20 protein-coding genes are annotated in these 23,084 nt (G+C 66.2%); 6 read left to right on the plus strand and 14 right to left on the minus strand.

Annotated elements, in window-relative coordinates; all coding sequences use genetic code 11:
* The first annotated feature begins 62 nt into the window (after nt 1-62).
* Complete coding sequence (locus tag ACO05N_RS17685) at nt 63-1,001, plus strand: hypothetical protein (RefSeq protein ID WP_422058298.1); 939 nt, start codon at nt 63-65, stop codon at nt 999-1,001.
* On the opposite strand, the gene ACO05N_RS17690 is transcribed toward ACO05N_RS17685, so the two are convergent.
* Together ACO05N_RS17690 and ACO05N_RS17695 are read right to left on the minus strand one after the other, a co-directional pair.
* The gene (locus tag ACO05N_RS17690) at nt 970-2,901 is read right to left on the minus strand and encodes an asparagine synthase-related protein (RefSeq protein ID WP_422058299.1); all 1,932 of its coding nucleotides are present in this window, start codon (nt 2,899-2,901) and stop codon (nt 970-972) included. The two genes, ACO05N_RS17685 and ACO05N_RS17690, sit on opposite strands and share 32 nt — an antisense overlap.
* 29 nt (nt 2,902-2,930) lie before the next feature.
* Complete coding sequence (locus ACO05N_RS17695; RefSeq protein ID WP_422058300.1) at nt 2,931-3,104, minus strand: hypothetical protein; 174 nt, start codon at nt 3,102-3,104, stop codon at nt 2,931-2,933.
* 297 nt (nt 3,105-3,401) lie between these two features.
* On the opposite strand from ACO05N_RS17695, the gene ACO05N_RS17700 reads away from it, so the two are divergent.
* Nucleotides 3,402-4,814, plus strand: coding sequence for a sugar MFS transporter (locus ACO05N_RS17700; RefSeq protein WP_422058777.1), 1,413 nt, complete (start codon nt 3,402-3,404; stop codon nt 4,812-4,814).
* Between the two features lie 101 nt (nt 4,815-4,915).
* On the opposite strand, the gene ACO05N_RS17705 is transcribed toward ACO05N_RS17700, so the two are convergent.
* The 3 genes from ACO05N_RS17705 to ACO05N_RS17715 all read right to left on the minus strand — a co-directional run bounded on the left by ACO05N_RS17705 (nt 4,916) and on the right by ACO05N_RS17715 (nt 6,746).
* Nucleotides 4,916-5,263, minus strand: a complete 348-nt coding sequence (locus tag ACO05N_RS17705; RefSeq protein WP_422058301.1) for a hypothetical protein — start codon at nt 5,261-5,263, stop codon at nt 4,916-4,918.
* Between the two features lie 90 nt (nt 5,264-5,353).
* Entirely contained in the window at nt 5,354-5,770 is a 417-nt protein-coding gene (locus ACO05N_RS17710) for a hypothetical protein (RefSeq protein WP_422058302.1), read from the minus strand.
* A 157-nt stretch (nt 5,771-5,927) separates the two neighbouring features.
* A complete protein-coding gene (locus tag ACO05N_RS17715; RefSeq protein ID WP_422058778.1) occupies nt 5,928-6,746 on the minus strand; it encodes a flagellin in 819 nt (272 codons plus the stop codon).
* Between the two features lie 298 nt (nt 6,747-7,044).
* Here ACO05N_RS17715 and ACO05N_RS17720 point away from each other — a divergent pair, with 298 nt between their 5' ends.
* Nucleotides 7,045-8,799, plus strand: coding sequence for a methyl-accepting chemotaxis protein (locus ACO05N_RS17720; RefSeq protein ID WP_422058303.1), 1,755 nt, complete (start codon nt 7,045-7,047; stop codon nt 8,797-8,799).
* Nucleotides 8,800-8,949: 150 nt separating this feature from the next.
* Here ACO05N_RS17720 and ACO05N_RS17725 read toward each other — a convergent pair whose 3' ends face one another.
* The gene (locus ACO05N_RS17725) at nt 8,950-10,587 is read right to left on the minus strand and encodes an amidohydrolase (RefSeq protein WP_422058779.1); all 1,638 of its coding nucleotides are present in this window, start codon (nt 10,585-10,587) and stop codon (nt 8,950-8,952) included.
* A gap of 176 nt (nt 10,588-10,763) precedes the next feature.
* Between ACO05N_RS17725 and ACO05N_RS17730 the strand changes: the two genes are divergently transcribed.
* Both ACO05N_RS17730 and ACO05N_RS17735 read left to right on the plus strand, forming a co-directional pair.
* Nucleotides 10,764-12,008: a threonine ammonia-lyase gene (locus ACO05N_RS17730; RefSeq protein ID WP_422058304.1), complete on the plus strand. Its 1,245-nt coding sequence runs from the start codon at nt 10,764-10,766 to the stop codon at nt 12,006-12,008.
* A gap of 242 nt (nt 12,009-12,250) precedes the next feature.
* Nucleotides 12,251-13,039 (plus strand): arginyltransferase, encoded by a 789-nt coding sequence (locus tag ACO05N_RS17735; RefSeq protein WP_422058305.1) that lies wholly within the window; start codon nt 12,251-12,253, stop codon nt 13,037-13,039.
* 2 nt (nt 13,040-13,041) lie between these two features.
* Here ACO05N_RS17735 and ACO05N_RS17740 read toward each other — a convergent pair whose 3' ends face one another.
* The 5 genes from ACO05N_RS17740 to ACO05N_RS17760 all read right to left on the minus strand — a co-directional run bounded on the left by ACO05N_RS17740 (nt 13,042) and on the right by ACO05N_RS17760 (nt 19,584).
* Complete coding sequence (locus tag ACO05N_RS17740) at nt 13,042-13,845, minus strand: transglutaminase family protein (RefSeq protein ID WP_422058306.1); 804 nt, start codon at nt 13,843-13,845, stop codon at nt 13,042-13,044.
* The gene (locus ACO05N_RS17745; RefSeq protein ID WP_422058780.1) at nt 13,845-14,780 is read right to left on the minus strand and encodes an alpha-E domain-containing protein; all 936 of its coding nucleotides are present in this window, start codon (nt 14,778-14,780) and stop codon (nt 13,845-13,847) included. The genes ACO05N_RS17740 and ACO05N_RS17745 overlap by 1 nt, the downstream gene beginning before the upstream one ends.
* Nucleotides 14,781-14,785: 5 nt before the next feature.
* Nucleotides 14,786-16,258, minus strand: coding sequence for a circularly permuted type 2 ATP-grasp protein (locus ACO05N_RS17750; protein ID WP_422058307.1), 1,473 nt, complete (start codon nt 16,256-16,258; stop codon nt 14,786-14,788).
* 659 nt (nt 16,259-16,917) lie between these two features.
* On the minus strand, nt 16,918-17,523 hold the full coding sequence (locus ACO05N_RS17755; RefSeq protein WP_422058308.1) for a redoxin domain-containing protein: 606 nt from the start codon (nt 17,521-17,523) through the stop codon (nt 16,918-16,920).
* Between the two features lie 24 nt (nt 17,524-17,547).
* Nucleotides 17,548-19,584: a protein-disulfide reductase DsbD family protein gene (locus ACO05N_RS17760; RefSeq protein ID WP_422058309.1), complete on the minus strand. Its 2,037-nt coding sequence runs from the start codon at nt 19,582-19,584 to the stop codon at nt 17,548-17,550.
* Nucleotides 19,585-19,655: 71 nt separating this feature from the next.
* On the opposite strand from ACO05N_RS17760, the gene ACO05N_RS17765 reads away from it, so the two are divergent.
* Nucleotides 19,656-21,284 carry an alkaline phosphatase family protein gene (locus ACO05N_RS17765; RefSeq protein ID WP_422058310.1) on the plus strand — a complete coding sequence of 543 codons (1,629 nt, stop codon included), beginning with the start codon at nt 19,656-19,658 and terminating at the stop codon, nt 21,282-21,284.
* Nucleotides 21,285-21,479: 195 nt separating this feature from the next.
* Here ACO05N_RS17765 and ACO05N_RS17770 read toward each other — a convergent pair whose 3' ends face one another.
* From ACO05N_RS17770 to ACO05N_RS17780, 3 genes are all read right to left on the minus strand, one after another.
* Nucleotides 21,480-21,983 (minus strand): hypothetical protein, encoded by a 504-nt coding sequence (locus ACO05N_RS17770; protein ID WP_422058311.1) that lies wholly within the window; start codon nt 21,981-21,983, stop codon nt 21,480-21,482.
* Nucleotides 21,984-22,093: 110 nt separating this feature from the next.
* Complete coding sequence (locus ACO05N_RS17775; RefSeq protein ID WP_422058312.1) at nt 22,094-22,531, minus strand: hypothetical protein; 438 nt, start codon at nt 22,529-22,531, stop codon at nt 22,094-22,096.
* A 102-nt stretch (nt 22,532-22,633) separates the two neighbouring features.
* A complete protein-coding gene (locus ACO05N_RS17780; protein ID WP_422058313.1) occupies nt 22,634-23,074 on the minus strand; it encodes a hypothetical protein in 441 nt (146 codons plus the stop codon).
* Nucleotides 23,075-23,084: the final 10 nt, after the last annotated feature.

Below are 23,084 nucleotides of genomic sequence, written 5' to 3' on the forward strand. Positions count from 1 at the left end.
CCATTGCCCAGGCCGTGCTCCCTCAAATTCCCGCTGCGGGGCGGGGCAGCAGACCGGACGCAATGCACGATTACACGCTTTTCGGCTGGCGCGTGCGGTGCGCATTCCCGCTTCCGGAGCTGCGCCCATGGCGTGGCGACGATCGAACGCCGGACCTTACCGTCGCGGTCGGCGCGGTGCTGCCCGTCGATCCCAGCCTGCCTACCCCGATACCGCACGTGCAGGTGCATCCGCAGGGCGTGCGCATGGCCATTCCACAGGTCGCCACCTATTGGATCGAGGCGGGCCGCCAGGTCACCATCGCGGCGCCGCTGCCGCCGGACACATCCTTGATCCGGGTGTTCCTGTTAGGAACGGTGCTGACCGTCCTCTGCTTCCAGCGCGGGCTGGTGCCGCTGCATGCCAGTGCGGTGGACATCGGGGACCGGGCGCTGCTGATCTCAGGCGTGTCGGGCGCGGGAAAATCGACACTGGCAGCGGCGTTCGCGGCGCAGGGTTACCGGTTGCTCGGCGACGATCTCTGCGCGCTTCAGCTGGACGAAGGGCAGCCGCTGCGCATCCTTTCGGCCTTCCCGCGGGTCAAGCTCCGGGCGGATTCGGCACGCCAGTTGCGCGTATCCGCCGACGATCTCGATCGCGGCCGGGAGGGGTTGGAGAAGTTCAATCTTGCGCTGCCCGAAACACGCTTCCAGCCACACGCCCTCCCCCCCGCGCAGATCGTGTTCCTGAAGACCGCAGCCGATGGCGCGCTGGCCGAGCCGCGCGCCCTGGTCGGCGTCGCTGCGATGCGTCGCCTTGATCTGGTCCATCGGTGGCAGCTGGGCGCGGCGCTGGGCTTTCAGCCGTTGATTTTTGCCGCGATGGCGCGGTTGGCCAATGCGGTTCCGATGGTCGAGGTGAGCCGGAGCGACGATCTTTCCGACCTGCCGGTCTTGGTCGATCGGATCCGCGCACTGGCGGATCACCCGGTCAGCGATTGCTCCGCTCACTCCAGCGAATGAACCGGCCGGTCTGGATCGCGCGCGGCAGCAGCTGCGCATATTCAAAGCGCCGGGACTCTGCGGCGACGGCGTCCTCGGGCCAGTCGTCGATCAACCGTCGCAGGCGTGGCAGGTCGAGCATCTCCGCCGCGAGCGGGACATCGGCCAGCCGCTCAATATCCGCGGCGAAACTCTCGCGCTGCGCGGTGATGCGCGCGAACCATTCGGGGTTTTGCCGCCCGAAACCACGTTCGGCGAGCAGTGGTTCCGGGAGGCGATCGGCGAGCACCCGGCGCGCCAGGCTGCGCTGGATACCGCCCAGCAGATATTGGTCGCGCGGGATCGCCAGACAGAATTCGACAAGATCCCGGTCGGCAAGCGGGTCGCGCAGTTCAAGGCCGTAATAGGTCCGGATCGCGCGAACGGACTCGATCATCCGCACCCGCTGTCCGTCCAGCAGATGCGCGGTGAGTTTTCGGCTGTCGGTGCCATAGAAGGCAAGGCCGTCGTTGCCCTGTTCCCGCAGTGTCGCGTCCAGACCGATCCGTGCGGCGAACTCCGATCGGATGGCGGCATATTTGGTCGAAGGCGCTAAGTCGCCATGCCGCCACCGCCACAGCGCAGCGCGCAGCTTCGGCGGCAATGCCGGGATCAGTACCTCTCCTTTCAGCGTGCCCCACAGCGTGTTCTGGCGAAACCGCGCGGCACCGGGGAGCAATTGGACGAGCTTATCGATCCGACCCGTGCGGGCAAGATCACCCAGACCCCGCATGCCACTATAGCTGAGCGTCAAATTGCCCGATTGGCCAGTCAGCAGGACGGCATGCCCATTGCGTTGGGCGGCGCGATAGAGGGGGTCGAACCAGCCGATGTGACTGGCATTGATCTGGGGCCGTCCCCCGGCAACGAAAAAGGGAGTGGGATCCTCCTCAAACGAAGCGAGCTCGCTCGAATGGCAGAAATGCGGGCGCAGGTTGGGATAGCGCGCCGCGAGTGCGTCGACATAGGGCCGCTCGCGATCATACCAACCGCCGCGCGCGGCGAGTTCTTGGTCCGGCGGTGGCTCGGCGGTGTAGGAGTAGAGCGGATCAGGCGCCAGCATGCGCGCCGCCGACGCCGCAACCGCCGCGCTGTCCAGCCCACCCGACAGCATCACGCCGGGCGTGTCGGCAGTGCGCAAGGTTCGCCGAACCGCCTGATCGAGCAGCGCGCGCGCTGCCTCGGCATAGGCTTCCGGGGAGTTCAGTGTCACGCGGCGGCGGGTGTCGAGGCGCCAAAAACTGTGTTGCCGCACGCCGCCGACATCGGATGTGAGATGGGTCCCCGGCGGCACAAGCCGGATATCCTTATACAACGTATCGGCCGGATCGCCGACTGCCGCCGTGAACTGGAGCGCGAGCTGAAGCGGGTCGAGCAGCTGGGGAACGCTTGGAAACTGGAGGAGCGCGTTCAGCGTCGTCGCGAACCAGAAGCCGGACGGACGCGCATGCCAATAGATGGTCCGCATCGCCATCGGGGCAACGATGAGGTGCAACCGACGCGCGCGCGGATCCCATAGCGCGCACCCAAAGTCGCCCTGCAGCTGGTGCAGCGAATCAAACCCGTACCGCTCGAGCCAGGCCGCAGCAATTTGCGAGTCCGGGGTGTGCGCAGGGAGGCGCAGGTCGGCGCGCAGCGCGGCGGGATCAAAAAGATACCCGTCGAACAATATGACGCGACCTGCACCATCCTCAATCGGCTGGCGCTCGGCGCGGTCTTCTGTCGTGGCGATTCGCTGCGCATGTGCGAGCGTGGCGACATCGTCGCGCCACACCCGTGTCTTGGCGAGACCGGTCCCTAAAAAAGCCGCACCGCCGCGCGCCCGATCCTGCTCGGTCAGCGCTTCCGCCCTATACGCAATATAACCGCGAAAATCGCTCATGCGTCACGGGCACGCGCCATTGCCGGACTTCAGGACTGGGTAAAGATGCCTATGCCATCGTCGCCCGGAAAGGAGTCAAGCCGGGTAAACTCGGAAATCGAAAACGCCTCAACCGACTGAAGCGGCGCAACCCAGCGCGTCGCAACGGCGTCCGACGACACCGACATGGTCAAAGCCTCGTGGTCAAACTGCTGCTTTTCCATTCAGATTCCCCCCGATTATGCCGGAGACGAATGCCGCGCCCCGCTGAGCGTGGGGACCGCCAAGCAGTCATATCCATCTTCGTTTCCAATACCGTCGCTCGGCACGGATAGCAACCGAAGCAATGGCGCCGCCGCCCTGCTGCCCCCGTTTATCGGCTCTGTCCCTGCATCGGGCCGATACCAGCACCGTGATCGCATCGACACACTTTCCCCTCGCCTTTCGCGCGAGCGGCGTTAAACATCGCGCCAGCTGACAACGTTATCAGGAGAGGGGCCTTGGCCGCACCCGTCACGAACATGAGCTCCACCGACCCGAATTCGGGCGATCCGGGCGCGCAGGGGGTGAACGCCCCGGACCTTCAGGTCTTCGTCTTCGCGCTGTTTTTCATCTTTGGCGGCATCACTTCGCTCAACGACGTGATCATTCCCAAGCTGAAGGAGCTGTTCACGCTCAACTTCACCCAGGCGATGCTGATCCAGTTCTGCTTCTTCACCGCGTATCTGGTGATCGGCATTCCCGGCGCGAAGCTGGTCAAGAAACTTGGCTATATGCGCGGCGCGGTCGCGGGGCTGGTCATCATGATGGTCGGCTGCCTGCTCTTCATCCCGGCGTCCCAGACCGCGACCTACGGCCTGTTCCTCGGCGCGTTGTTCGTGCTGGCGAGCGGCGTGGTGATCGTGCAGGTCGTGGCCAACCCGCTGATTTCGCTGCTCGGCAAGCCACAGACGGCGCATAGCCGCCTGACCTTCGCCCAGGCGTTCAATTCGCTTGGCACGACGGTGTTTCCCTATGTCGGCGCGATCGTGATCCTGGGCAGCCTTGCCGCAGTCACGGCCGACCAGCTGTCCGGCGCCGAGCTTGCCGCCTATCGCACCGCCGAGAGTCAGGCGATCGTCAACGGCTACCTGGGCATCGCCGCAGCGCTCGCCGTCGTGGCCATCGCCGTCTGGGCATTCCGCAACCGTCTTCCCCACAGCGCAGACAGCATGGGCGACAAGGAATTCGTCAGCGTTCCGCGCTACGCCGCCGGGCTGGTCCTGTTCATCATCGGCGCGGTGCTGGCGGTCGAAGTCAACGCGATCGCCGGGCTTGTCCTGATCATGGCCGCCCCGGTGGTCTGGCTGTACGGCAACGACCTGCTCTCGCGTCGTCGCTTCAGCTTCGGCGCGCTGTGCATCTTCCTCTATGTCGGCGCAGAGGTTTCGATCGGGTCGCTGATCATCAACTATCTCGCGCTCGACCGGGTGCTGGGTCAGCCGGAATCGGTCATTGGCTGGATGGTCTCGATCTACTGGGGCGGCGCGATGATCGGTCGTTTCATCGGATCGGCGCTGATGCGGGTCATCAGCCCGGGCAAATTGCTGGCGGCCGTGGCGATCGGCGCGATTGCCCTGATCGCGATCTCCGCGAATACGAGCGGCACCGTCGCGGCCTATTCGCTGCTGGCAATCGGCCTGATGAACTCGATCATGTTCCCGACGATCTTCAGCCTGGCCAGCGAAAAGCTGGGCAGCCGGGCGGCGGACGGGTCGGGGATCATCAACGTCGCGATCTTTGGCGGCGCGGTCATTCCGCTGGCGACCGGCGCGATTGCCGACAACACGGGCAGCCTCGCCATCGCCTTTGCGCTGCCGGCCCTGTGCTACGCGATCATCGCCGGCTTCGGCTATTATGCCCGCCGTCCTTATGACGGGCCGGTCGCGGGCTGAGTCCCGAAACGGTCGAAGGGGCCGGCGAGAGGGATCGCGCCGGCCCCTTCTTCGGGGGATTTGCGAGGGGACGTGCAGCGCGCGTCCCCCTTTTTCTGCAGTCAGGCGGCGATGGCGTTCTGGCTCGGCATGCTGGGCAGGCTGGGGAGGCCGGGCATGGCATCGACCCAGAAATCATCGACCGAGCATCCCGGCACCAGCGACGGCGCACAGAGCAGTGCGACGCAATCAGCGAGCTGCGGCGCTTCGACCGGACCGATCGTCTCCTCGACCATCTCCTCGCACCCGCCCGGCGCAGCCAGCAGGCGCGCACGTGCCGCGTGCCACAGGCGATCGGCATCCGACAGGGTCAACGTCACCGTCACGCGAAATTCAGGCTGCCCGCCCATGCCCCAGACGCGACGGTCAGGATCGTTCTTCAACAATTGCGCGTCACGGTTGTCCATCATGCTCGCCCCCTGTTTTCGAGCGCAGTATCTTCGTTCAAAATGGCGATTGCGGGCCCGGAACGAAATACTGCGCGATTACCTATGGTAGAATTACAATGCCGCCTCCGCGCTGGCGGAGAGGCCGCCCAAGGCCCGGGCATGCGCCCCTACGATGCATAATTCCGCATAGAGCCGGTCCCACATCGTGGCAGGGATCGTCAGGACTGCATCGTCGAGCAGATGGCGGCGCACCTCGACCCGTACGATCGGGTCGTGCGAGAGGCTGAACGTCGCAGCCAGCGGGCCGAACGAGGTCTCGTCGGCAAGCTGCTGGCGTCCGGAAAGCCGAGCGGCGACCAGATAGCCGCACAGCAGATCGGCACCGTGCGGGTCGAGCCGCACTTCGACATCGAAATCGGGCCGGCCCAGTCGGATCGATGGACCGCGCGCACCAGGCTCTATCGTCACCCTAAGCCGCATGCCGGTGGCGTCGATGATCTCTCGGATGCGGGGGGCAGTGGTTACCATGCCATTGTTATAGAAGCAGCAACGGCGGCACGGGTGCCCGGAATGACAATTTCATCGCAAATGCGCGGGCGGTCGTCGGGACCGCGGCAACGCTGATGCAAGAAAACGGGCCGGAACGCTTTCGCGTCCCGACCCGCCTTTGTCAGGGTAGTCTTTATTAACGGAACAGCGAGGTGATCGTCTGCGGCGCCTGGTTGGCAATCGACAGTGCCTGAACGCCCAGCTGCTGCTTGACCTGCAGCGCCTGGAGCTTGGCCGATTCCTTCGCCAGGTCGGCGTCGACAAGATTGCCGATGCCGCTCTCGATCACGTCCGACAGCTTGCTGACGAACGACTGCTGACCCTCGATCTTACGCGAGGCAGCGCCCAGGGTGCTCATCTTGGTGTTGATGGCAGTGGCCTGGGTTTCGAGAGTGCCCACCATCGTCTCCGCCGTGGCGGCCGAGGTGAAGGTGGTGCCGATCGCGGTCACGATCGCGGTGAAGTCCTGGTTCGCCACGTCGAGCGTATCAGCCGCCATGTCGGTCGACTGAAGCGCGCTCACCGAGCCGCTCGCTGCCTTCAGCAGATTGGTGCCATTGAATTCGCTGGATTCGATGACGGTTTCGATCTGCTCCTTGAGCCCATCGAAATCTGCTGCGAGCGACGTGCGGCTGGCAGAGTCCAGACCCGCGTCCGAAGCTTCGATCGCCTTGGCCTTCATCTGGTTGACGAGGTCGGAGATCTGCTCGGCACCGGCCACCGCGACGTCAACCGTGCTCTTTGCACGGCTGAGCGACGAACCGACCGACTTCAGGCCACCCAGGTCGCCGCGAAGCGTCTGAGCAACGGCGAAGGCAGCCGAATCGTCCTTGGTCGACGCGACATTCATACCGGTGTTGATGCGGCTCTGGGTGGTAGCCAGGGACTTGTTGGTCGCATTCAGGCTCTGGAGAGCCGCCATCGCGCCAACGTTCGTGTTAACCGAAAAACCCATGATCATATTCCTTCTGGAAGAGTTGGCCGCTTCTGCTGCCAGGGCCAAGACGCAGACCCAACGACGGCACACGTCACATGCACCGCATGACCATTTTGGAGGGTTCGGCAGACCGCCGGTCGCGACCGCGGATTATTGATGGTTAACCGCGCGTTATCCGGCGCTGCGCGCACTGCTTACCCAGGCGCTTTCCATACTGTCCGTGCCAGGCCGCACGACCGGCACCGCCGCGCCGCGTCTATAATGGGCGGAAATAGGCCGCCGCTGTGGGCAGGTCGACGAAGAAGGCTCTCTTACCATGTTGCAGAACTGGCCGATCTGGCGAAAGCTCACCCTCTCCTTCCTCATCCTGATCGTGACGTTCGGCGGCGTCAGCGCGCTGATCGTCACGAGCATCACCGGACTGGAAAAAGCGCAGCACGAAAAGGAAAGCGCGTATGCCGGCGCACGCGCCAGTCAGACGCTGTTGTACCTGACGCTGGAGCAGATGAATGCGGTGCGGGGGTTTACGATCCTGGGCCAGGAAGCATTCTACGAAACCTATGTCGAAAACCGCGACAAGGTCGCGGCGGCGGTCGAGGAAATTCGCACCGTGTCGCAGGGGCATGACTTTGGTGGCCTGATCACCGAATATTCCGCCGCGACGACCGAGTGGCAGAAGGAAAAGCTGGAACCCACGATTGCGCTGGCGCGCAACCCGGCAACCCGTGCTGAAGCGCAGGAGATGGCCGGCAAGAAGCAGCTCAGCCGCATTCGCGACGCGATCAAGGCGCTCGACGCCGCGCAGAAAACCCGCATGGAGGCCGCCGATGCCGAAGAAGCGGCATGGCGCAGCCAGGCGCACTGGGCGCTGGGCATCGGCATCGCGTTGATCATCGCGCTGTCGGCTGCGATGGCGTGGCTGCTCAACCGATCGATCGCCAGTCCGATCGCCGACATGGTCGGCAAGATGGGGCGACTGGCGGCGGGTGATCACGCGGTCGAAGCAGAGACCGGCGAGCGCCGCGATGAAATTGGCGACATGGGCCGGGCGCTGCACGTCTTCCGCGACGCCGCGATTGCCAAGGAGGCAGCGGACGTTGCCAAGCGTGCCGATGAAGCCGCGCAGAAGCGCATCGTCGAGCTGCTGAGCGGCGCGCTCAAGCGCCTGTCCGCCGGCGATGTGTCGCACAGCATCGACGCTGATGTTCCTCCGGCCTATCGGGGGCTGCGCGACGATTACAACTCGGCTGTCGCCGGATTGCGCAACCTTGTCCAGGCGGTCAGCCATAGCGTCGAGGCGATCCGTACCGGCACCAACGAAATTGCCAGCGCCACCAACGACCTGGCGCGCCGCACCGAAAGCAATGCGGCGTCGATCGAGGAAACGGCCGCTGCCGTCACCCAGATCGACGGCAGCGTGCGGGCAAGCTCGACCGCTGCCGGCGACACCGTGACGCGCGCCGATCGCGCGCATGGGGCGGTCGTGTCGGGCCGGGCGGTGGCCGAGGAGGCGATGCAGGCGATGACCCGCGTGTCCGACAGTGCCAAGGGCATCGACGACGTCATCGAAGGCCTGGACAAGATTGCGTTCCAGACGCGCGTGCTCGCGATGAACGCCGCGGTCGAGGCGGGCCGTGCAGGTGAAGCCGGCCGCGGCTTTGCGGTCGTTGCCGACCTTGTCTCCGCGCTCGCCATGCGTGCCGAAGAAGAATCGAAGCAGGCACGCGAGCAGCTGACCGCGACCCAGGTCGATATCGAAGGCGCCGTCCAGGCGGTGCGCCGCGTCGACTCCGCGCTGGTCGGCATCGCGACCGATGTGGAGGAGGTCAACAGCCTGCTCGGCACCGTCGCGGAAGGCAGCCGGTCGCAGGCCGCCGCGATCAGCGAAGTGTCCGGTGCGATCCAGTCGCTCGACGGCGCGACCCAGCAGAACGCGGCAATGGTCGAACAGACTTCGGCAGCGGCACAGACGCTGAGCACCGAAGCGGATCGTCTCGCCGAGCATGCCAGCGCGTTTCAGCCCGGCACCGGTGGCGGTCGGGTGAGCGCACCGCTGCACATGGCCGCCTGACCCACTGCTGTTTCGCGCTGCCTTCCCGGAGCGCGAACGGCCCGCCCGCCGAACCCCACCCACTCCCTCGCGGTGGCGGTCCGGTCGGGCGGGCCGAATGCGTTTAACGGGCCTCCCGGCGGCGCGGGCGCGCGCCGATGCTGGGTCGAACTAGCGCCCGCCCGACGCGTCGCTGCCCGGACGGCGATAGACCTGCTCGCCGCCGACCCAGGTTTCGATCACCACCGTTGCGCGCAAGTCGCTGGGCGACGCCAGCAGCGGATCGCGGTCCACCACGATGAAATCCGCGCGCATGCCCGGCGCGAGATGGCCGAACCTGGTTTCGGCAAATCCGGCATAGGCGCCATCCAGCGTAAACGCCCGCCAACTGCGCTCACGCGAGAGCGCTTCTTCGGGTCGCCAGCCGCCGAACGGCTGAGACTGCCCGTCCTGACGCGTGAAGCCGGTCGCCCAACCCTCGAACGGATTTGGACGTTCGACCGGATAGTCGGACCCGAAGGCAATCCGCGCGCCGCTGTCCAGCATCGACTTCCATGCATAAGCACCCGCCAGCCGCGCCGCACCGACGCGGGCCTCTGCCATGGTGCGGTCGCTGCTCTGGTGCACCGGCTGCATCGACGCGATCACCCCGAGCTTGGCGAAGCGCGGCAGGTCGACGGGGTCGACGACCTGAGCATGCTCGATCCGCCAGCGGCGATCGCCCTTGTAGGTGTCGCTGACCTCGGTGATCGCGTCGAGCACCTGCTGGTTCGCGCGGTCCCCGATCGCGTGGATCGCGAACTGGAACCCGTCCATCGCGCCGCGCACGAGCAGGTTCGACAGCTGGGCATCGGTCAGGAACGGCAGGCCGCGATTGCCCGGTGCATCGCTATAGGGCGTCTTGAGCCACGCGCCGCGCGATCCGAGCGCGCCGTCGGTGTAGAGCTTGATCCCGCCCATGCGCAGCTTGTCGCCGTAAAGCCACGGCGTCGGGCCGCTGCCGCCGACCCGCAGCGCGGTTTCGACCCCATCCGAATAGGACATGATCCGCATCCGCAGCAGACCCATATCGCCCATGCGACGATAGGTCAGCCAGTCATCGACGCTGGTGCCCATGTCCGCGCTGGCGGTAACGCCCATCGACAACAGGATTTCCTGTGCCTTGATGAAGGCGGCATTGCGGTCGCGCGGCGTCGGCTGGGGCAGCACCTTTTCGATCAGCTCCATCGCCGCATCGACGAAGACGCCGCCGGGCTTGCCCGCCACCAGCTCGATCCGGCCACCGGCGGGCGATTTGGTCGCCGCGGTGATTCCCGCCGCCTTCAGCGCCGCGCTGTTCGCCCAGCCGGCATGGCCGTCGGCGCGGACCAGCCAGGTCGGGACATCGCCGGTCGCAGCATCCAGTTCCGCCGCAGTGGGGAAACGGCCAAGGCCCCAGACTTCCTGATTCCACCCGCCACCGGTGATCCAGCGGCGCGTGGGGTTTTCAGTGGCATAGCGGCGGATCGCGTCCTGCGCATCCACCAGCGAGCGGGTCGCCGACAGGTCGAGCGCCAGCGCGCGGAAACCGAGATTCATGACATGGCCATGCGCATCGACCATGCCGGGAATGACCACGCGACCCTTGAGATCGGCACGCCAATCCGGGCGCTCGGGCCGCTTGTCGCCGCGCCTGAGCAGCTTCACCACCTTGCCATCGGGCGACATGACGATGCCGGTGAACCGCACGACTTCACCCTGTTCGTCCAGCGTGATGCCATCGAGATTGTCGACCAGCGCATCGGCAAGCGCCGGGGTGGACAGCAGCATGGCGGCGATCAGAGCAAAGGAACCGGGAAGGCGCACGCAGGTCTCCAGTAAACAGGGCCAGGCACAAAGCTGGGCTTGGCGCGCGTTTCGAATAGGCGGTGTTCCCCCATCGCGCCAGATGGTCTAGGGCGCGCGCACCGGCCCGGCGGCATTTCCGGGATTGCGAAAGATTCATGATGGCAACCCAGGCTGCGTCCGACCCCACTCCCCTTCCCCTCGCTCTGGCCGATGTGCAGATGGCGGCGGAGCGGATTGGCGGATCGATCGTGCGCACGCCGACCTTGCACAGCAAGACGCTGTCCGACCTGACCGGCGCGACCGTGTATCTGAAGTTTGAAAACCTGCAGTTCACCGCGGCGTACAAGGAGCGCGGCGCGCTCAACACGCTGCTTCAGCTCGACGATGCCGCGCGGGCAAAGGGCGTGATCGCGGCGTCGGCCGGCAATCATGCGCAGGGCCTGGCCTATCACGGCAATCGCCTAGGCATCCCGGTCACGATCGTCATGCCCAAGCCGACCCCGACGGTGAAGGTGACGCAGACCGAGGGCCATGGCGCGAGCGTGATCCTGGAGGGCGAGACGTTCGACGAAGCCTATGCCCATGCGCGGCAGCTGGAGGCGTCCAACGGCTATACGTTCGTCCATCCGTTCGACGATCCCCGGATCATGGCGGGTCAGGGCACGGTGGCGCTGGAGATGCTGGCCGATGCGCCCGACATCGACACGCTGATCGTGCCGATCGGCGGCGGCGGGCTGGTGTCCGGCATGGCGACCGTCGCCAAGGCGGCCGACCGCGCGATCGAGGTCGTCGGGGTCGAGGCGGAACTGTTTCCGTCGATGTACAACCGCGTGAAGGGCACCGACCTTGCCATCGGCGGCGACACGCTGGCCGAGGGTATCGCGGTCAAGGAACCGGGCACGATCACCGCGCAGGTGATCGAGGCGCTGGTCGATGACATCGTACTGGTCAGCGAGCGCAAGCTGGAGGAATCGGTCAGCCTGTTGCTACAGATCGAAAAAACCGTGGTCGAGGGCGCGGGCGCGGCGGGCCTCGCGGCACTGCTGTCCAATCAGGAGCGGTTTGCGGGCCGGACGATCGGCATCGTGCTGTGCGGCGGCAATATCGACACGCGGCTGCTCGCCAATGTGTTGCTGCGCGACCTCGCCCGCTCGGGCCGGCTCGCGCGGCTGCGCATCCGGTTGCAGGACCGCCCCGGCGCGCTGTTCCACGTCAGCCGCATCTTCCACGAACAGGGCGTCAACATCATCGAGGTGTATCACCAGCGCGTGTTCACCTCGCTTCCCGCCAAGGGCCTGATCACCGACATCGAATGCGAGACGCGGGACGGCGCGCATCTCGACCGGCTGATGGCGGCCCTGCGTGCGGCGGGCTATTCGGTGAGCATGGTCGAGCTCGACTGACGCTTTTCCACAGCTCGACGACGAACCGAATCTGGCGTGCGGCGAACCGAGTCGCGCGCCTCTCCCCACCGAATCGCCACTGCGGTACATGTGCGATGCGCGTGTCTTTCGGCTGCGCAATCCCGAATTATCACTGCGCCGCCGTTAACCCATTTTCATGGTAAATCGGCTTTTCATCGTGATTCCGCCGCTTCATAAGGGTCGCGTTCGGCGCATATTGCGTGGTTGAAAGGGGCGAACGGGTGACGGCACTGACGCGCTTTCCACGGTTCTTCGTGACCAGCCCCTCCGCCTGTCCGTACCTGCCCGGGCGGCAGGAGCGGAAGATCTTCACCGAGCTGAACGGCCCACACGCCGGCGAGCTGAACGATGCGCTGGGCCGCATCGGGTTTCGCCGCAGCCAGTCGGTCGCCTATCGGCCGAGCTGCGTCGGCTGCAACGCCTGTCTCTCCGTGCGCGTCGTCAATGACGAGTTCCGGCCCAACGCGACGCAGCGCAAGCTGATCCGCCGCCATTCCGACCTTTCCGTCACCGCGTGCCGCCCCTGGGCGACCGAGGAGCAATATGCGCTGCTGCGCCGCTACCTTGCCGCGCGTCACCCCACCGGGGGCATGACGATGATGGACGAGACCGATTATGCCGACATGGTCGAGCAGTCGCCGGTCAGCACCTATGTCATTGAATATCGCGAGCCGGAGGAACTGGGCGGTGCGCTGGTCGGCGCCTGCATCACCGATCAGCAGGCCGATGGGCTGTCGATGATCTACAGCTTTTTCGCCGCCGACCATCCCGAGCGGCAGGGCCTGGGCAATCTGATCATCATGGATCACATCGTCCGCGCCCGCAGCGCCGGGCTGCCCTATGTCTATCTTGGCTATTGGGTGAAGGGCAGCGAGCGGATGGCCTACAAGACGCGCTATCGCCCGATGGAGGTGCTTGGCCCCAATGGCTGGTCGCGGATGCCGGACGATGCCGATGCGACCGTTGCCGAAGCTGCGCCCCAGCCGATGCGGCTGCGCGCTTTCGCCTGAAATCAGGCGTCGCCGTTCATCCGTTCGACCTGCAGCTCCACGGACAGCTCCTCCACCCCTTCGCCTTGCCGGATACCGGCGATCGGCGCGGCGCCGTTGAAATCGAGCGCAGTGGCGACGCGGACATAGTTGGCGTCGGGGCAGATGCCCGCCGACGGATCGAACCCGACCCAGCCCAGTCCATCGATCCAGCCCTCGGCCCAGCCATGCGGCGGGCAGGTTGCCTCACCGCAATTGCGATAGCCCGAGACGTAGCGCGCCGGGAGTCCGAGTGCCGAGGCCCCGGCGATGAAGATATGGGCGAGGTCGCGGGCATTGGGTTCGCCCTCAAACGCCTCGGCCGCCGTCGCGCCGCTGTCGGGCAGGTCGGTGGCGTCGGGGAAACGACCGGCGAGGGCCAGGTTCCAGCGGTGGAGCCGGTCGAGCGCGTCCCCCTCCCCCGCCGCCGCGCGGGCCAGTTCGGCGAGCGCCGCGCTGGGCGCGGTGCGCGGCGTGGTGCGGTTGAACAGCGCGGGCGGCAGCGGCTCGTTGCTGCCGCGGATCAGGCCGTCCGCCTCGGTCGTCAGCACCTGTCCGGCGACGTTGATCTCGATCCGGTCGATCGGCCCTTCGGCGTAGAGCATCGTGACGCGGTTGCCGAAGCCGTCGATCGCATCGCGCAGCCGGACGTCGCAATCGACGTCGATGCGCCAGTCCACCACGGTCTGGTCATGGGTGTCGCCCGGCGTCAGGCGCAGCGTCTGGACCAGCCGCTGCTGCGGACTGCTAAAACGGTAGCGGGTCTGGTGGTCGATCGCGAGACGCATCAGATAAACCTGAACTGGCGCGCGATCGCCGCGTCGAGCAATGCGTTTTCGCGGATGAATGCCTGAAGATATTCGTGCAGGCCGCTGACGATCACCTCATGTGCGCGGGTTTTCTGCATCCTTGCGATGCGCGCGCGGGCCATGCGGTCGGCCTCACCCTGCAGCCCGGTGCGCTTGGCGAGGGCGTTGAGCTGTTCCACCACTTCCTGCACGCAGCCCGCCAGGCTGCGCGGCAGTTCGGAGCGGGTGATCAGCAGGTCGATGACGTTGGCGGGCCGCAGCCCGTCGCTGTAGAGCCAGCGATAGGCGGTGACCGCCGATACGGTCTGCAGGATCGTGGTCCATTGGTCGCGATCGACCAGCCCCCCTATCCGCTCGCCCTCCGGCAGCAGCAGGTGATATTTGACGTCGAGCAACCGCGCGGTGTTGTCCGCCCGCTCGATCGCGGCGCCGAGCTGGATCAGCATCGTCGCTTCATTGTCCATCATGCGGTGGATCGCGCCTTCGAAGCCGCGCGCTTCGGCCATGATGCCTTCGATCAGCGAGAGCGTCGTCGTGGTTCCGCCGGGACTGACGCGCTTGGCGAAGAGGAGCCAGAGGCGGTTGATCGCGGTCCAGGCTTCGCGCGTCAACGAGGTGCGCACCGCGCGGGCATTGTTGCGCGCCTGTTCGAGGCAGCGGACGATGGAGCCGGAGTGGCTCATGTCGAGCGTCAGGAAATGCGCCACCGGCTGCTGGCTGATCGACTGGTGCGCGGCGGCATAGGCCTCTTCGGTATAGGTGACGCTGAGCGCGCTGGCCCAGGCCGCTTCCCCCGCCGGGCGGGCGGACAGCGCGTCGAGGCGCACGGTCGCTTCGACCAGCCGGGCGATGAAATCGGCGCGCTCGACATAGCGGCCGAGCCAGTAGAGCGACGCCGCGGTGCGGGAGAGCATGCGCATCAGCCGACCACCTGCGTCTGTTCCTGTCCCTGTACGGGCCGGTCGGGCAGCAGCACGAAACTGTCCTTGGTCCCGCCGCCCTGGCTGGAATTGACGACCAGCGACCCTTCCTTGAGCGCGACGCGCGTGAGGCCGCCGGGGACGACGCGGACGCCGTCCGAGCCGGTGAGGACAAAGGGGCGGAAATCGACATGGCGCGGGGCAAGGCCGGTCTCGGTCACCGTCGGCACCGTCGACAGCGCCAGCGTCGGTTGTGCGATGTAGCGATGCGGTTCGGCGATCAGCGCGGCGCGGAACGCCTCGATCTCCTTCTTGCTCGCGGTGGGGCCGACCAGCATGCCATAGCCGCCCGAGCCATCGACCAGCTTGACCACGAGGCTGTCGAGATGGTCGAGCGTGTATTTCAGCGCATCGGGCTCGCGACAGCGCCAGGTTTCGACATTGGGCAGCTTGGCCTCGCCGCCCGAATAGAATTTCACGATCTCTGGCATGTAGCTGTAGATCGCCTTGTCATCGGCGATGCCGTTGCCCGGTGCGTTGACCAGCGCGACATTGCCGGCGCGATAGGCGGCCATGATGCCGGGAACGCCGAGCAGCGAATCCGGGCGGAACACCAAAGGATCGAGGAAATCGTCGTCGATGCGGCGATAGATCACATCGACGCGGACCCGCCCGGCGATGGTCTGCATATAGACGATATCGTCATCGACCAGCAGGTCGGCGGGCTCGACCAGCTCCACCCCCATCGTGTCGGCGAGGAAGCTGTGTTCGTAATAGGCCGAGTTGAAATGGCCCGGGGTCAGCACGACCGCGACGGGACTGGCGCTGCGGCGTTCCGGCGCGACCGAGTAGAGCGTTTCGCGCAGCATGTCGCTGTAGCTGTCGACTGCTGCGACGCGGAAACTGCGGAACAATTCGGGGCAGAGGCGGATCATCGCCTCCCGGTTTTCAAGCATGTAGGACACGCCCGACGGGGTGCGGGCATTATCCTCGAGCACATAGAATTCGTCCGGCCCGGTACGGACCAGATCGATGCCGCAGATATGCGCCCAGATATCGTGTGGCGGGCGGATGCCGGCGACTTCGGGGCGGAATTGCGGATTTGACAGCACCAGTTCGGGGGGCAGCACACCCTCGCTCAGGATGCGGCGTTCGCCGTAGATGTCCTGGAGGAAGGCGTTGATCGCCTCGACCCGCTGCACCAGCCCTTCGGACAGGCGCGCCCATTCGTCGTGCATGAAGATGCGCGGGACGATGTCGAACGGGATGATGCGTTCGCTGGCGTCGGTGTCGCCATAGACGGCGAAGGTGATGCCGAGCTGGCGGAAGGTCGCTTCGGCCGATTGCTGGCGACGGTGGAGTTCGGCGTGCGGGGTGTCGGCCATCCAGCGCGCGAGTTCGTTGAATTCAGGTCGCGGCTTGGCCGGCCCACCATGACCCCAGATCTCGTCGAACGCGCGGCTTTCCCCCATCAGGCCTCCAAAGTCCCGAACCCCGTAACGGTTCCATGCTGCAATGCTTTGTTGCGTTGCACAAGGGGGTGTGGAGCGGGCCGACGAAGCTGACGATGATGGGGGTGTTTTGGGGTGAGGCGACTGGGAGGGGGCGGGTTTGGGACTGGGAGGGAACTGCGACGCGACACTGGCGCGACAGGTGCGCGACGTTGGCGCGACTTGGGTGTCAGGCTAGGCGTGGTGCTGGGACGCGGGGTCGGCGGCATGGGTGGAGCAGATCAGGAAATTTCCAACTTGTATCCAACAAAGCGGGGCAGCGTCACGATCAACGGCCGACTTCCCCAAGATCGTCGGCTAGCTGCAGTTCAACTCAGTCCCCCATATCGCAATATCGTGCACCAGCTCAGCCGGCTCCGTGGCGGCAGCCTGAATAGCCACCGGCACAATGCTTCGACCCTGATACTCCGGCTGTGCGGAATAGCGAGTTACCCGACCTTCCGCGGCTTGAGGGATCACAACATTATGATCGAGATCCTGCTTGAGATCAGCGACGGCCCCCTCCACCATCCTTCTGATGGTCCCCCCTCCCCTGCTGCGCAGGTAGGGATAAAAAAGGCCGGGGTTTCCCCCGACCTTCTCTCCTTCCCTGCCCCCTATCACAGGGAAGGAAAGCCCGTTCACTCGGCGTATTTGACCGAGCAGCCATAGGGCGTGGTCTGGGCGACCGAGACCGGCTTGCCCGCCTTGATCTCGTTCAGCGCGGCGAGGACGTGGTTGCGTGCCGACCCCATTTCCTCGACGCGGGCGGCGGGTTTGTCGTCGATGCCGCCCTGGAAGCGCAGCGTGCCCGCGCCGTCGATGATGTACAGGTGCGGGGTGGTCTTGGCGGCATAGCCCTTGCCGACCACGCCCTTGGGGTCGAGCAGGTAATGGGCGGGGCTCGCCTTCTTGTCCGCGACCCATTTCTGTGCCTCGGCACCCTGCATGTAACCCTGCTTGCCCGGTGCGCCGGAGTTGATCGTCAGCCACACCACGCCGCCGGCCCTGGCCGCGGCCTGGGTCTTTTGCATGTTGCCTTCGTAGTGGCGCTGCACGAACGGGCAGCCGGGGTTGTTCCACTCCAGCACCACGGTCTTGCCCTTGAAGTCGCTCAGCTGGACGGTCTTGCCGCTGGCGTCGGTCAGTTTGAAATCGGTCGCTTTCTGGCCGTTGGTCTGCTCTGCGGCGGCGGGGAGTGCGAGCGCCGCGACGGCGGCGGCTGCAAATGGGATCAGTCGGTGCATCGGCTCATCTCCTTGATCTGCGGATCATTTGCCCCCGGTCAGCTCGGTCAACATGCCTTGCGTGAGAAGCTGCGGCAAGACCTGAGGTTCGCGCGCGCCGGCCGGATACCACAGGTAGAGCGGCACGCCCGCGCGGTTGTGGCGTTCGATGAAGCGGCCAAGCGCGGGGTCTCCGTCGGTCCAGTCGCCGACAAGGACGGTGACGCCGCCCTTGGCGAAGGCGTCGCGGACCGCGTCGGTCTCGATCGCTGCCTTTTCATTGACCTTGCAGGTGACACACCAGTCGGCGGTGAAATAGGCGAAGACGGGTTTGTTCTGGGCGCGCAGCTCGGCGAGCCTGGCTTCGCTGAAGGGCTGCGCGCCGGAGACACTGGCTGCGGCAGCGGGGGGCTTTTCGATGGTGCCGACCAGCCACATGCCGCCGATCACGATGGCGAGGCTGAGCGCCCAGGCGATGCCATTCCCGGCCCCGCGCAGCTGGCGCCGGCCGAGCACCCACAGCACGACGCCAAGCGCGAGCGCGACGATCAGGCCGGTGGCCATGCCGTTGACGCCGGTGAGGCCGCCGAGCACCCAGGCGAGCGCGATCGCGGTGAGGAACATCGGGACCGACAGGATCTTGCGGAATGTGTCCATCCACGCGCCCGGCCTGGGCAGCATCCGGCGCAGCGCGGGGACGAAGCCGAGCAGCAGGAACGGCAGCGCGAGGCCGAGGCCGAGGCCGAAGAAAATGATGAGCGCGATATACCAGGGCAGCACGAGCGCGGCGCCGAGCGCGGCACCCATGAACGGGCCGGTGCAGGGCGTGGCGATGAACGCGGCGAGTGCGCCGGTCATGAATGCGCCGCCACTGCCGCCGTTGGCGAGGCGGCCGGCGAATTTGGGGGTCATCAGCTCGAACAACCCCGCAAGGTTGAGCGCGATGCCGAGGACGAGGAGCAACAGGAGCAGGATGACGCGCGGGTCGGTGAGCTGGAACGCCCAGCCGACGCTCGCCCCTGCAGCGCGCAGGCCGAGCATGAGGCCGCCGAGCGCGAGGACGACGAGGACGACGCCAGCCGTGTAGGCGAGGCCTTCGGCGCGGGCATGGGCTTCGCTCGTGCCGCTCTTGGCGAGGCTCAGCGCCTTGAGGCTGAGGATCGGAAAGACGCACGGCATGATGTTGAGGATCAGCCCGCCGAGCAGCGCGCCGCCGAGCGCGAGCAGGGCGGCGCTCCAGTCGATGCCGACTGGCGCTGCGGATGCGGCGGCGACGGTGCTGGGGATGGCGGTCAGCGCAAAGCCGTCACGCTCACCGGTGGCGAGGATGCCGTCGAGCCGTTCGGGGACTTTCGACCCGGCCTTGACCGACAGGATCAGCGTGTCGCCGTCGCGGGTGACGGTTTGGGGCGCGGAATAGGTGACGGCGTCGGGGGTCTGGGCGAAGAAATAGGCGTCCTTCCACAGATCGACCGAAGCGGGGAACGGGATCGCGATCCGTAGCGTGCCGTCGGTGACCTGGAACTGCGCCTGGCTGCCGAGCGGCTTGGGCAGCAGGCGGCGCCACTGGTCGAACTGCGCGCGGCGCTCGGGGGTGATCGACCCGTCACCGACGGTCAGGTTCAGCGTCAGATTTTCGGTCTCGGGGACGCAGATTTCATCGGTGCAGATCAGGTAGTCGGCGCGCACCGCGATCGGGAGCTGCGTTCCTGGGGCGAGGCCGGCGGGGATCTTCAGCGTCGCGAACTGGGTGTAATTGCCCTTGTAGATATAGTTCATGATCCCGGCGATCATCAGCCGGGTCGGCACCGGGTAGCGCAGCTCGCCTGCGGTCACGCCTTGGGGCAGCGTCCAGTCGAGGCGGGTGTCGAGGCCCGCATCGCCGGGGTTCTTCCAGTATCCGTGCCAGCCGGGGTTGGGCTGGGCGACGAAGGCGATCGTGACCTCGCTTCCGGCGGCGGGGGCGTCGCTCTCCGCGAGCAGATCGACGGTCAGGTTGTTCTGGCCCGCGGGCTGCGCGGCCGCTGGCAGGGCAACCAGCGCCAGCAGGAAAGTCACCCAGGCCAAACCGAATCTGCGCATTGCCAACCCTTGCCGTATCGACGTTGCGGGAACATAGCGGGCGCGGCCATTTTTGCCATGCCGGAGGGTTCATGTTCGCTCGATTGCTCGCCACTGCCATGCTGATCGCCGTTCCGGTTGCGGCACAGGAAGCTGCTCCGGCGCCTGCCCCGGCGGCTCCACCCAAGCTGATCGTCACGATTTCGGTGGACCAGTTTTCGACCGACCTGTTCGCGGCCTACCGCACCTATTTCACCGGCGGGCTGGCGCGGCTGGCGCGCGGCGTGGTGTTTTCCGGCTATCAAAGCCATGCTGCGACCGAGACCTGCCCCGGCCATTCGACGATCCTGACCGGCAGCCGCCCGTCGCGCACCGGCATCGTCGCCAATGACTGGGTCGACCTGAAAACCGCGCGTGAGGACACGACGATCTATTGTGCCGAGGATGAGCGCGTGGCGGGCAGCACGTCGGAGAAATACACGGTGTCGCCGGTGCATCTGCTGGTGCCGACGCTGGGCGACCGGATGAAGGCGGCGACCCCGGCGACGCGCGTCGTATCGGTTGCGGGGAAGGATCGCGCGGCGGTGATGATGGGCGGCAAGACCGCCGACCAGACCTGGTGGTGGGGCGGCAAGGGCTTTGTCACCTATACCGGCACCGCCGAGGCACCAATCGTGACCCGCGCCAACGCCGCGATCGCCGCACAGATCGCCAAGGCGCAGCCCGCGCTGGAGCTGCCCGACTATTGCAAGCCGCGCGATGCCGCGGTGAGCGCGGGCAGCCGCACCGTTGGCACCGGGCGGTTCGCGCGCGAGGCGGGCGACACCCGCGCCTTCCGCGCATCGCCCGAGATGGACGGCGCGACGCTGGCGCTGGCGGCGGCGTTCTTCGAAGAGATGCAACTCGGCCGGGGCGCGGCGACCGATGTGCTGATCGTGGGCGCGTCGGCGACCGACTATGTCGGCCATGGCTATGGCACCGAGGGCACAGAGATGTGTCTGCAGCTTACCAGCCTCGACCGCGATCTGGGCGCGTTTTTCGACGTGCTCGACCGCAGCGGGGTGGATTATCAAGTGGTGCTGACCGCCGATCATGGCGGCCATGATCTGCCCGAGCGCAATGTGCTGCACGGCATCCCCGACGCCGCGCGCGCGCAGACCGGGCTGTCGTCGAAGCCGATGAGCGACAAGGTGGCGGCGGCGCTGAAGCTGGGCGATCGCCGCCTGTTGTGGGGCGGCAATTTCGGCGACATCTATATCGATCCCAAGCTCGCGCCCAAGCTGCGCGCCAAGGTGCTGGCCGAGGCGGTGGCGCAGTATCGCGCGCACCCGCAGGTCGCCGCCGTCTTCACCGGTGCGGAGATCATGGCGACGCAGAGCCCGAGCGGCCCGCCGGAAAGCTGGACGCTGATCCAGCGTGTGCGCGCATCCTATCATCCCGACCGCTCGGGCGACTTCTATGTCGCGCTCAAGCCGCGCGTGACGCCGATCCCGGTGCCGGGCGGTGCGGTGGCGACGCATGGCAGCGTGTGGGATTATGACCGCCGCGTGCCGATCCTGTTCTGGCGCAAGGGCGTGACGCCGTTCAACCAGCCCAATGGCGTCGAGACCGCCGACATCCTGCCGACGCTGGCGAGCGTGGTCGGGCTCAAGATCGATCCGGCGGAGATCGACGGGCGGTGTCTGGATCTGGACGCGAGTGCCGCGAACAGCTGTCACTGATCGGGGGAAATGGTGTCCCGGAGAGGATTCGAAAAGGCAGCTTAATCCGTTGCTTTTGTTGTGTATTTTATAGCTGACTTGTCAGCATGCCCCCAATTCTGCCCCCAAACGTGCCCGGTGCCCCTAAAATAATTTGCCGGGGCGGGGTGCCGGGACAGGTTGGGGGATGTCGGCTTCGCGTCGGTCGGGACGCGCTCAGCCCGCCAGCCGGGACAGCATCCCGTGCATGACTACCGCGCATTGCCCGTCCAGCGCCTCATACTCCCGCCACATGCGCGCATAGGTCCGATTCCACATGCCTTTCGGACGCCGGGGCAGTCCGGCCTCCCATCCTTGCGGCCCGCCCAGCCGCTTTTGCAGCCGGAACAGCGCCTCGAAAGGTCGATCGTGATCGGCAATGCGTTGCGAGTGATAGCCCAGCCGCCAAGCCGTGCGCGATGCGAAGCGGTCGCCATGCGGGGGCAAATACAGCTTCGCCGCCCGGACCCCGCGATAGGGGCAGATCATCCACCACCGAAACCCGCCATAATGCGGGCGCGTTCGGCAAAGGCGTATCCGCTGCTCGACCTGCTCCGCGCTCGCTCCGCTTCCCCGGCGATAGGTCAGGACAAGATGCGGCTGTTGGTCCTCTAGGTCCGCCACATAGCCGATAGACCCGGCATGCTCACCGCCCCGGCTCCAGCGGAGTGTCCCGCTCATCCGCGCGCCCGGCCTAGCGTGACCGGTGCGCAGCATCCAATTCAGGTCAACGCGGAAACTGTGATCCGCCAGCGGTCGCCCGCCTTGCCGTCCGGAACCCCAGCCGCCCATTAGTAGGATTCCCGGTCGTCATCGGCGGACGCCTCGGCAGCGTCCGCCCCAGCTTCCTCTTCGCGCGCGCGGCCCTCCGCATAGGCGCGACACCCCTCTTCGAAGCTCCAGCTTTTCCCGCCGCAACTGTCGGGGTCGGAAATGCCGCGCTCCTCCGCCCAGCGATAGCCCGCGTCATGGCCGCTGCAATCCACGGTGCAGCCATCTCCGGCATAGGTGCCCCGCGCGCCGTCATAGCTGTCGCGCCGGTCGTCAAACTCCGAATAGGTCTCGCCGCCGCGCTCTTCGCCGGTCTCTTCGGATTCGTCGGAAGGTTCGGACTCGGTGTCATCGCGCGACGAAATGCTCGCCTCGCTATCATCGGAACCAGCATCGGCTCCGCCGCACGCGGTCAGCGTAAAGAGCAACAGCGCGGGTAAAAGCTTGCTCCCCATCATGGGCCGACTGATAGCACGCCTCGCGCGCGCCCGCGCGGGAAAACCTGTGTTAGCGATATTCAGCGGCTGGGCGATTGGTTTCCCGATTGGAAGGCGTAGGGATTACCCTTCCCCCGCCCCCAGCAGTTTCTTGCGCCGTTCGATGTCGCCCGGAAGCTGGGGGCGTTCGGGCATCGGGTCGGACGGGACGTTAAGCCGGAGCGTGTGGATGCTGGCGGGATAGCCGCCACCGCTTCGCCGGGTTCCGATGTCGGCATAATCGTCCAGCTTGATCTTGTGCCGGTTGCGAGCGTTGACCTGGGCATCGGTCAGGGGGCGTTTGATCCGCACCGCCTTCTTTGCCGCGCGTTCCCGCTCCGCCTCCAGATGCGCCTTGCGCCGCTCGACCAGATCGGGCTCCGCTACCCAGCCGGGTTGCCCGTAGTCGTCCGGACGCCAGCGGACGCCATCCTCCAGCGCCAGCGCGGTCAGTTCCTTTTTGGTCAGCCCGATATGCGCAGCCGCAAGCGGGAGGGCAAACCAATGGACGCCATCCGCCAGCATGACATCGCCT

Origin of the sequence: Sphingomonas sp. (assembly GCF_965227385.1) — a bacterium.
In the GTDB taxonomy this organism is placed as follows: Bacteria; Pseudomonadota; Alphaproteobacteria; order Sphingomonadales; family Sphingomonadaceae; genus Sphingomonas.

Coding starts and splice junctions, on each gene's coding strand:
- ACO05N_RS17705 (WP_422058301.1), bottom strand. CDS start 5,263: ATGATGGACAACCGTGACGCGCAATTGTTGAAGAACGATCCTGACCGT.
- ACO05N_RS17780 (WP_422058313.1), bottom strand. CDS start 23,074: ATGCTGGCGGATGGCGTCCATTGGTTTGCCCTCCCGCTTGCGGCTGCG.
- ACO05N_RS17720 (WP_422058303.1), top strand. CDS start 7,045: ATGTTGCAGAACTGGCCGATCTGGCGAAAGCTCACCCTCTCCTTCCTC.
- ACO05N_RS17750 (WP_422058307.1), bottom strand. CDS start 16,258: ATGGGGGAAAGCCGCGCGTTCGACGAGATCTGGGGTCATGGTGGGCCG.
- ACO05N_RS17725 (WP_422058779.1), bottom strand. CDS start 10,587: ATGCTGCTGTCCACCCCGGCGCTTGCCGATGCGCTGGTCGACAATCTC.
- ACO05N_RS17730 (WP_422058304.1), top strand. CDS start 10,764: ATGGCAACCCAGGCTGCGTCCGACCCCACTCCCCTTCCCCTCGCTCTG.
- ACO05N_RS17685 (WP_422058298.1), top strand. CDS start 63: ATGCACGATTACACGCTTTTCGGCTGGCGCGTGCGGTGCGCATTCCCG.
- ACO05N_RS17740 (WP_422058306.1), bottom strand. CDS start 13,845: ATGCGTCTCGCGATCGACCACCAGACCCGCTACCGTTTTAGCAGTCCG.
- ACO05N_RS17745 (WP_422058780.1), bottom strand. CDS start 14,780: ATGCTCTCCCGCACCGCGGCGTCGCTCTACTGGCTCGGCCGCTATGTC.
- ACO05N_RS17690 (WP_422058299.1), bottom strand. CDS start 2,901: ATGAGCGATTTTCGCGGTTATATTGCGTATAGGGCGGAAGCGCTGACC.
- ACO05N_RS17710 (WP_422058302.1), bottom strand. CDS start 5,770: ATGGTAACCACTGCCCCCCGCATCCGAGAGATCATCGACGCCACCGGC.
- ACO05N_RS17700 (WP_422058777.1), top strand. CDS start 3,402: ATGAGCTCCACCGACCCGAATTCGGGCGATCCGGGCGCGCAGGGGGTG.
- ACO05N_RS17755 (WP_422058308.1), bottom strand. CDS start 17,523: ATGCACCGACTGATCCCATTTGCAGCCGCCGCCGTCGCGGCGCTCGCA.
- ACO05N_RS17765 (WP_422058310.1), top strand. CDS start 19,656: ATGTTCGCTCGATTGCTCGCCACTGCCATGCTGATCGCCGTTCCGGTT.
- ACO05N_RS17775 (WP_422058312.1), bottom strand. CDS start 22,531: ATGATGGGGAGCAAGCTTTTACCCGCGCTGTTGCTCTTTACGCTGACC.
- ACO05N_RS17760 (WP_422058309.1), bottom strand. CDS start 19,584: ATGCGCAGATTCGGTTTGGCCTGGGTGACTTTCCTGCTGGCGCTGGTT.
- ACO05N_RS17715 (WP_422058778.1), bottom strand. CDS start 6,746: ATGGGTTTTTCGGTTAACACGAACGTTGGCGCGATGGCGGCTCTCCAG.
- ACO05N_RS17770 (WP_422058311.1), bottom strand. CDS start 21,983: ATGAGCGGGACACTCCGCTGGAGCCGGGGCGGTGAGCATGCCGGGTCT.
- ACO05N_RS17695 (WP_422058300.1), bottom strand. CDS start 3,104: ATGGAAAAGCAGCAGTTTGACCACGAGGCTTTGACCATGTCGGTGTCG.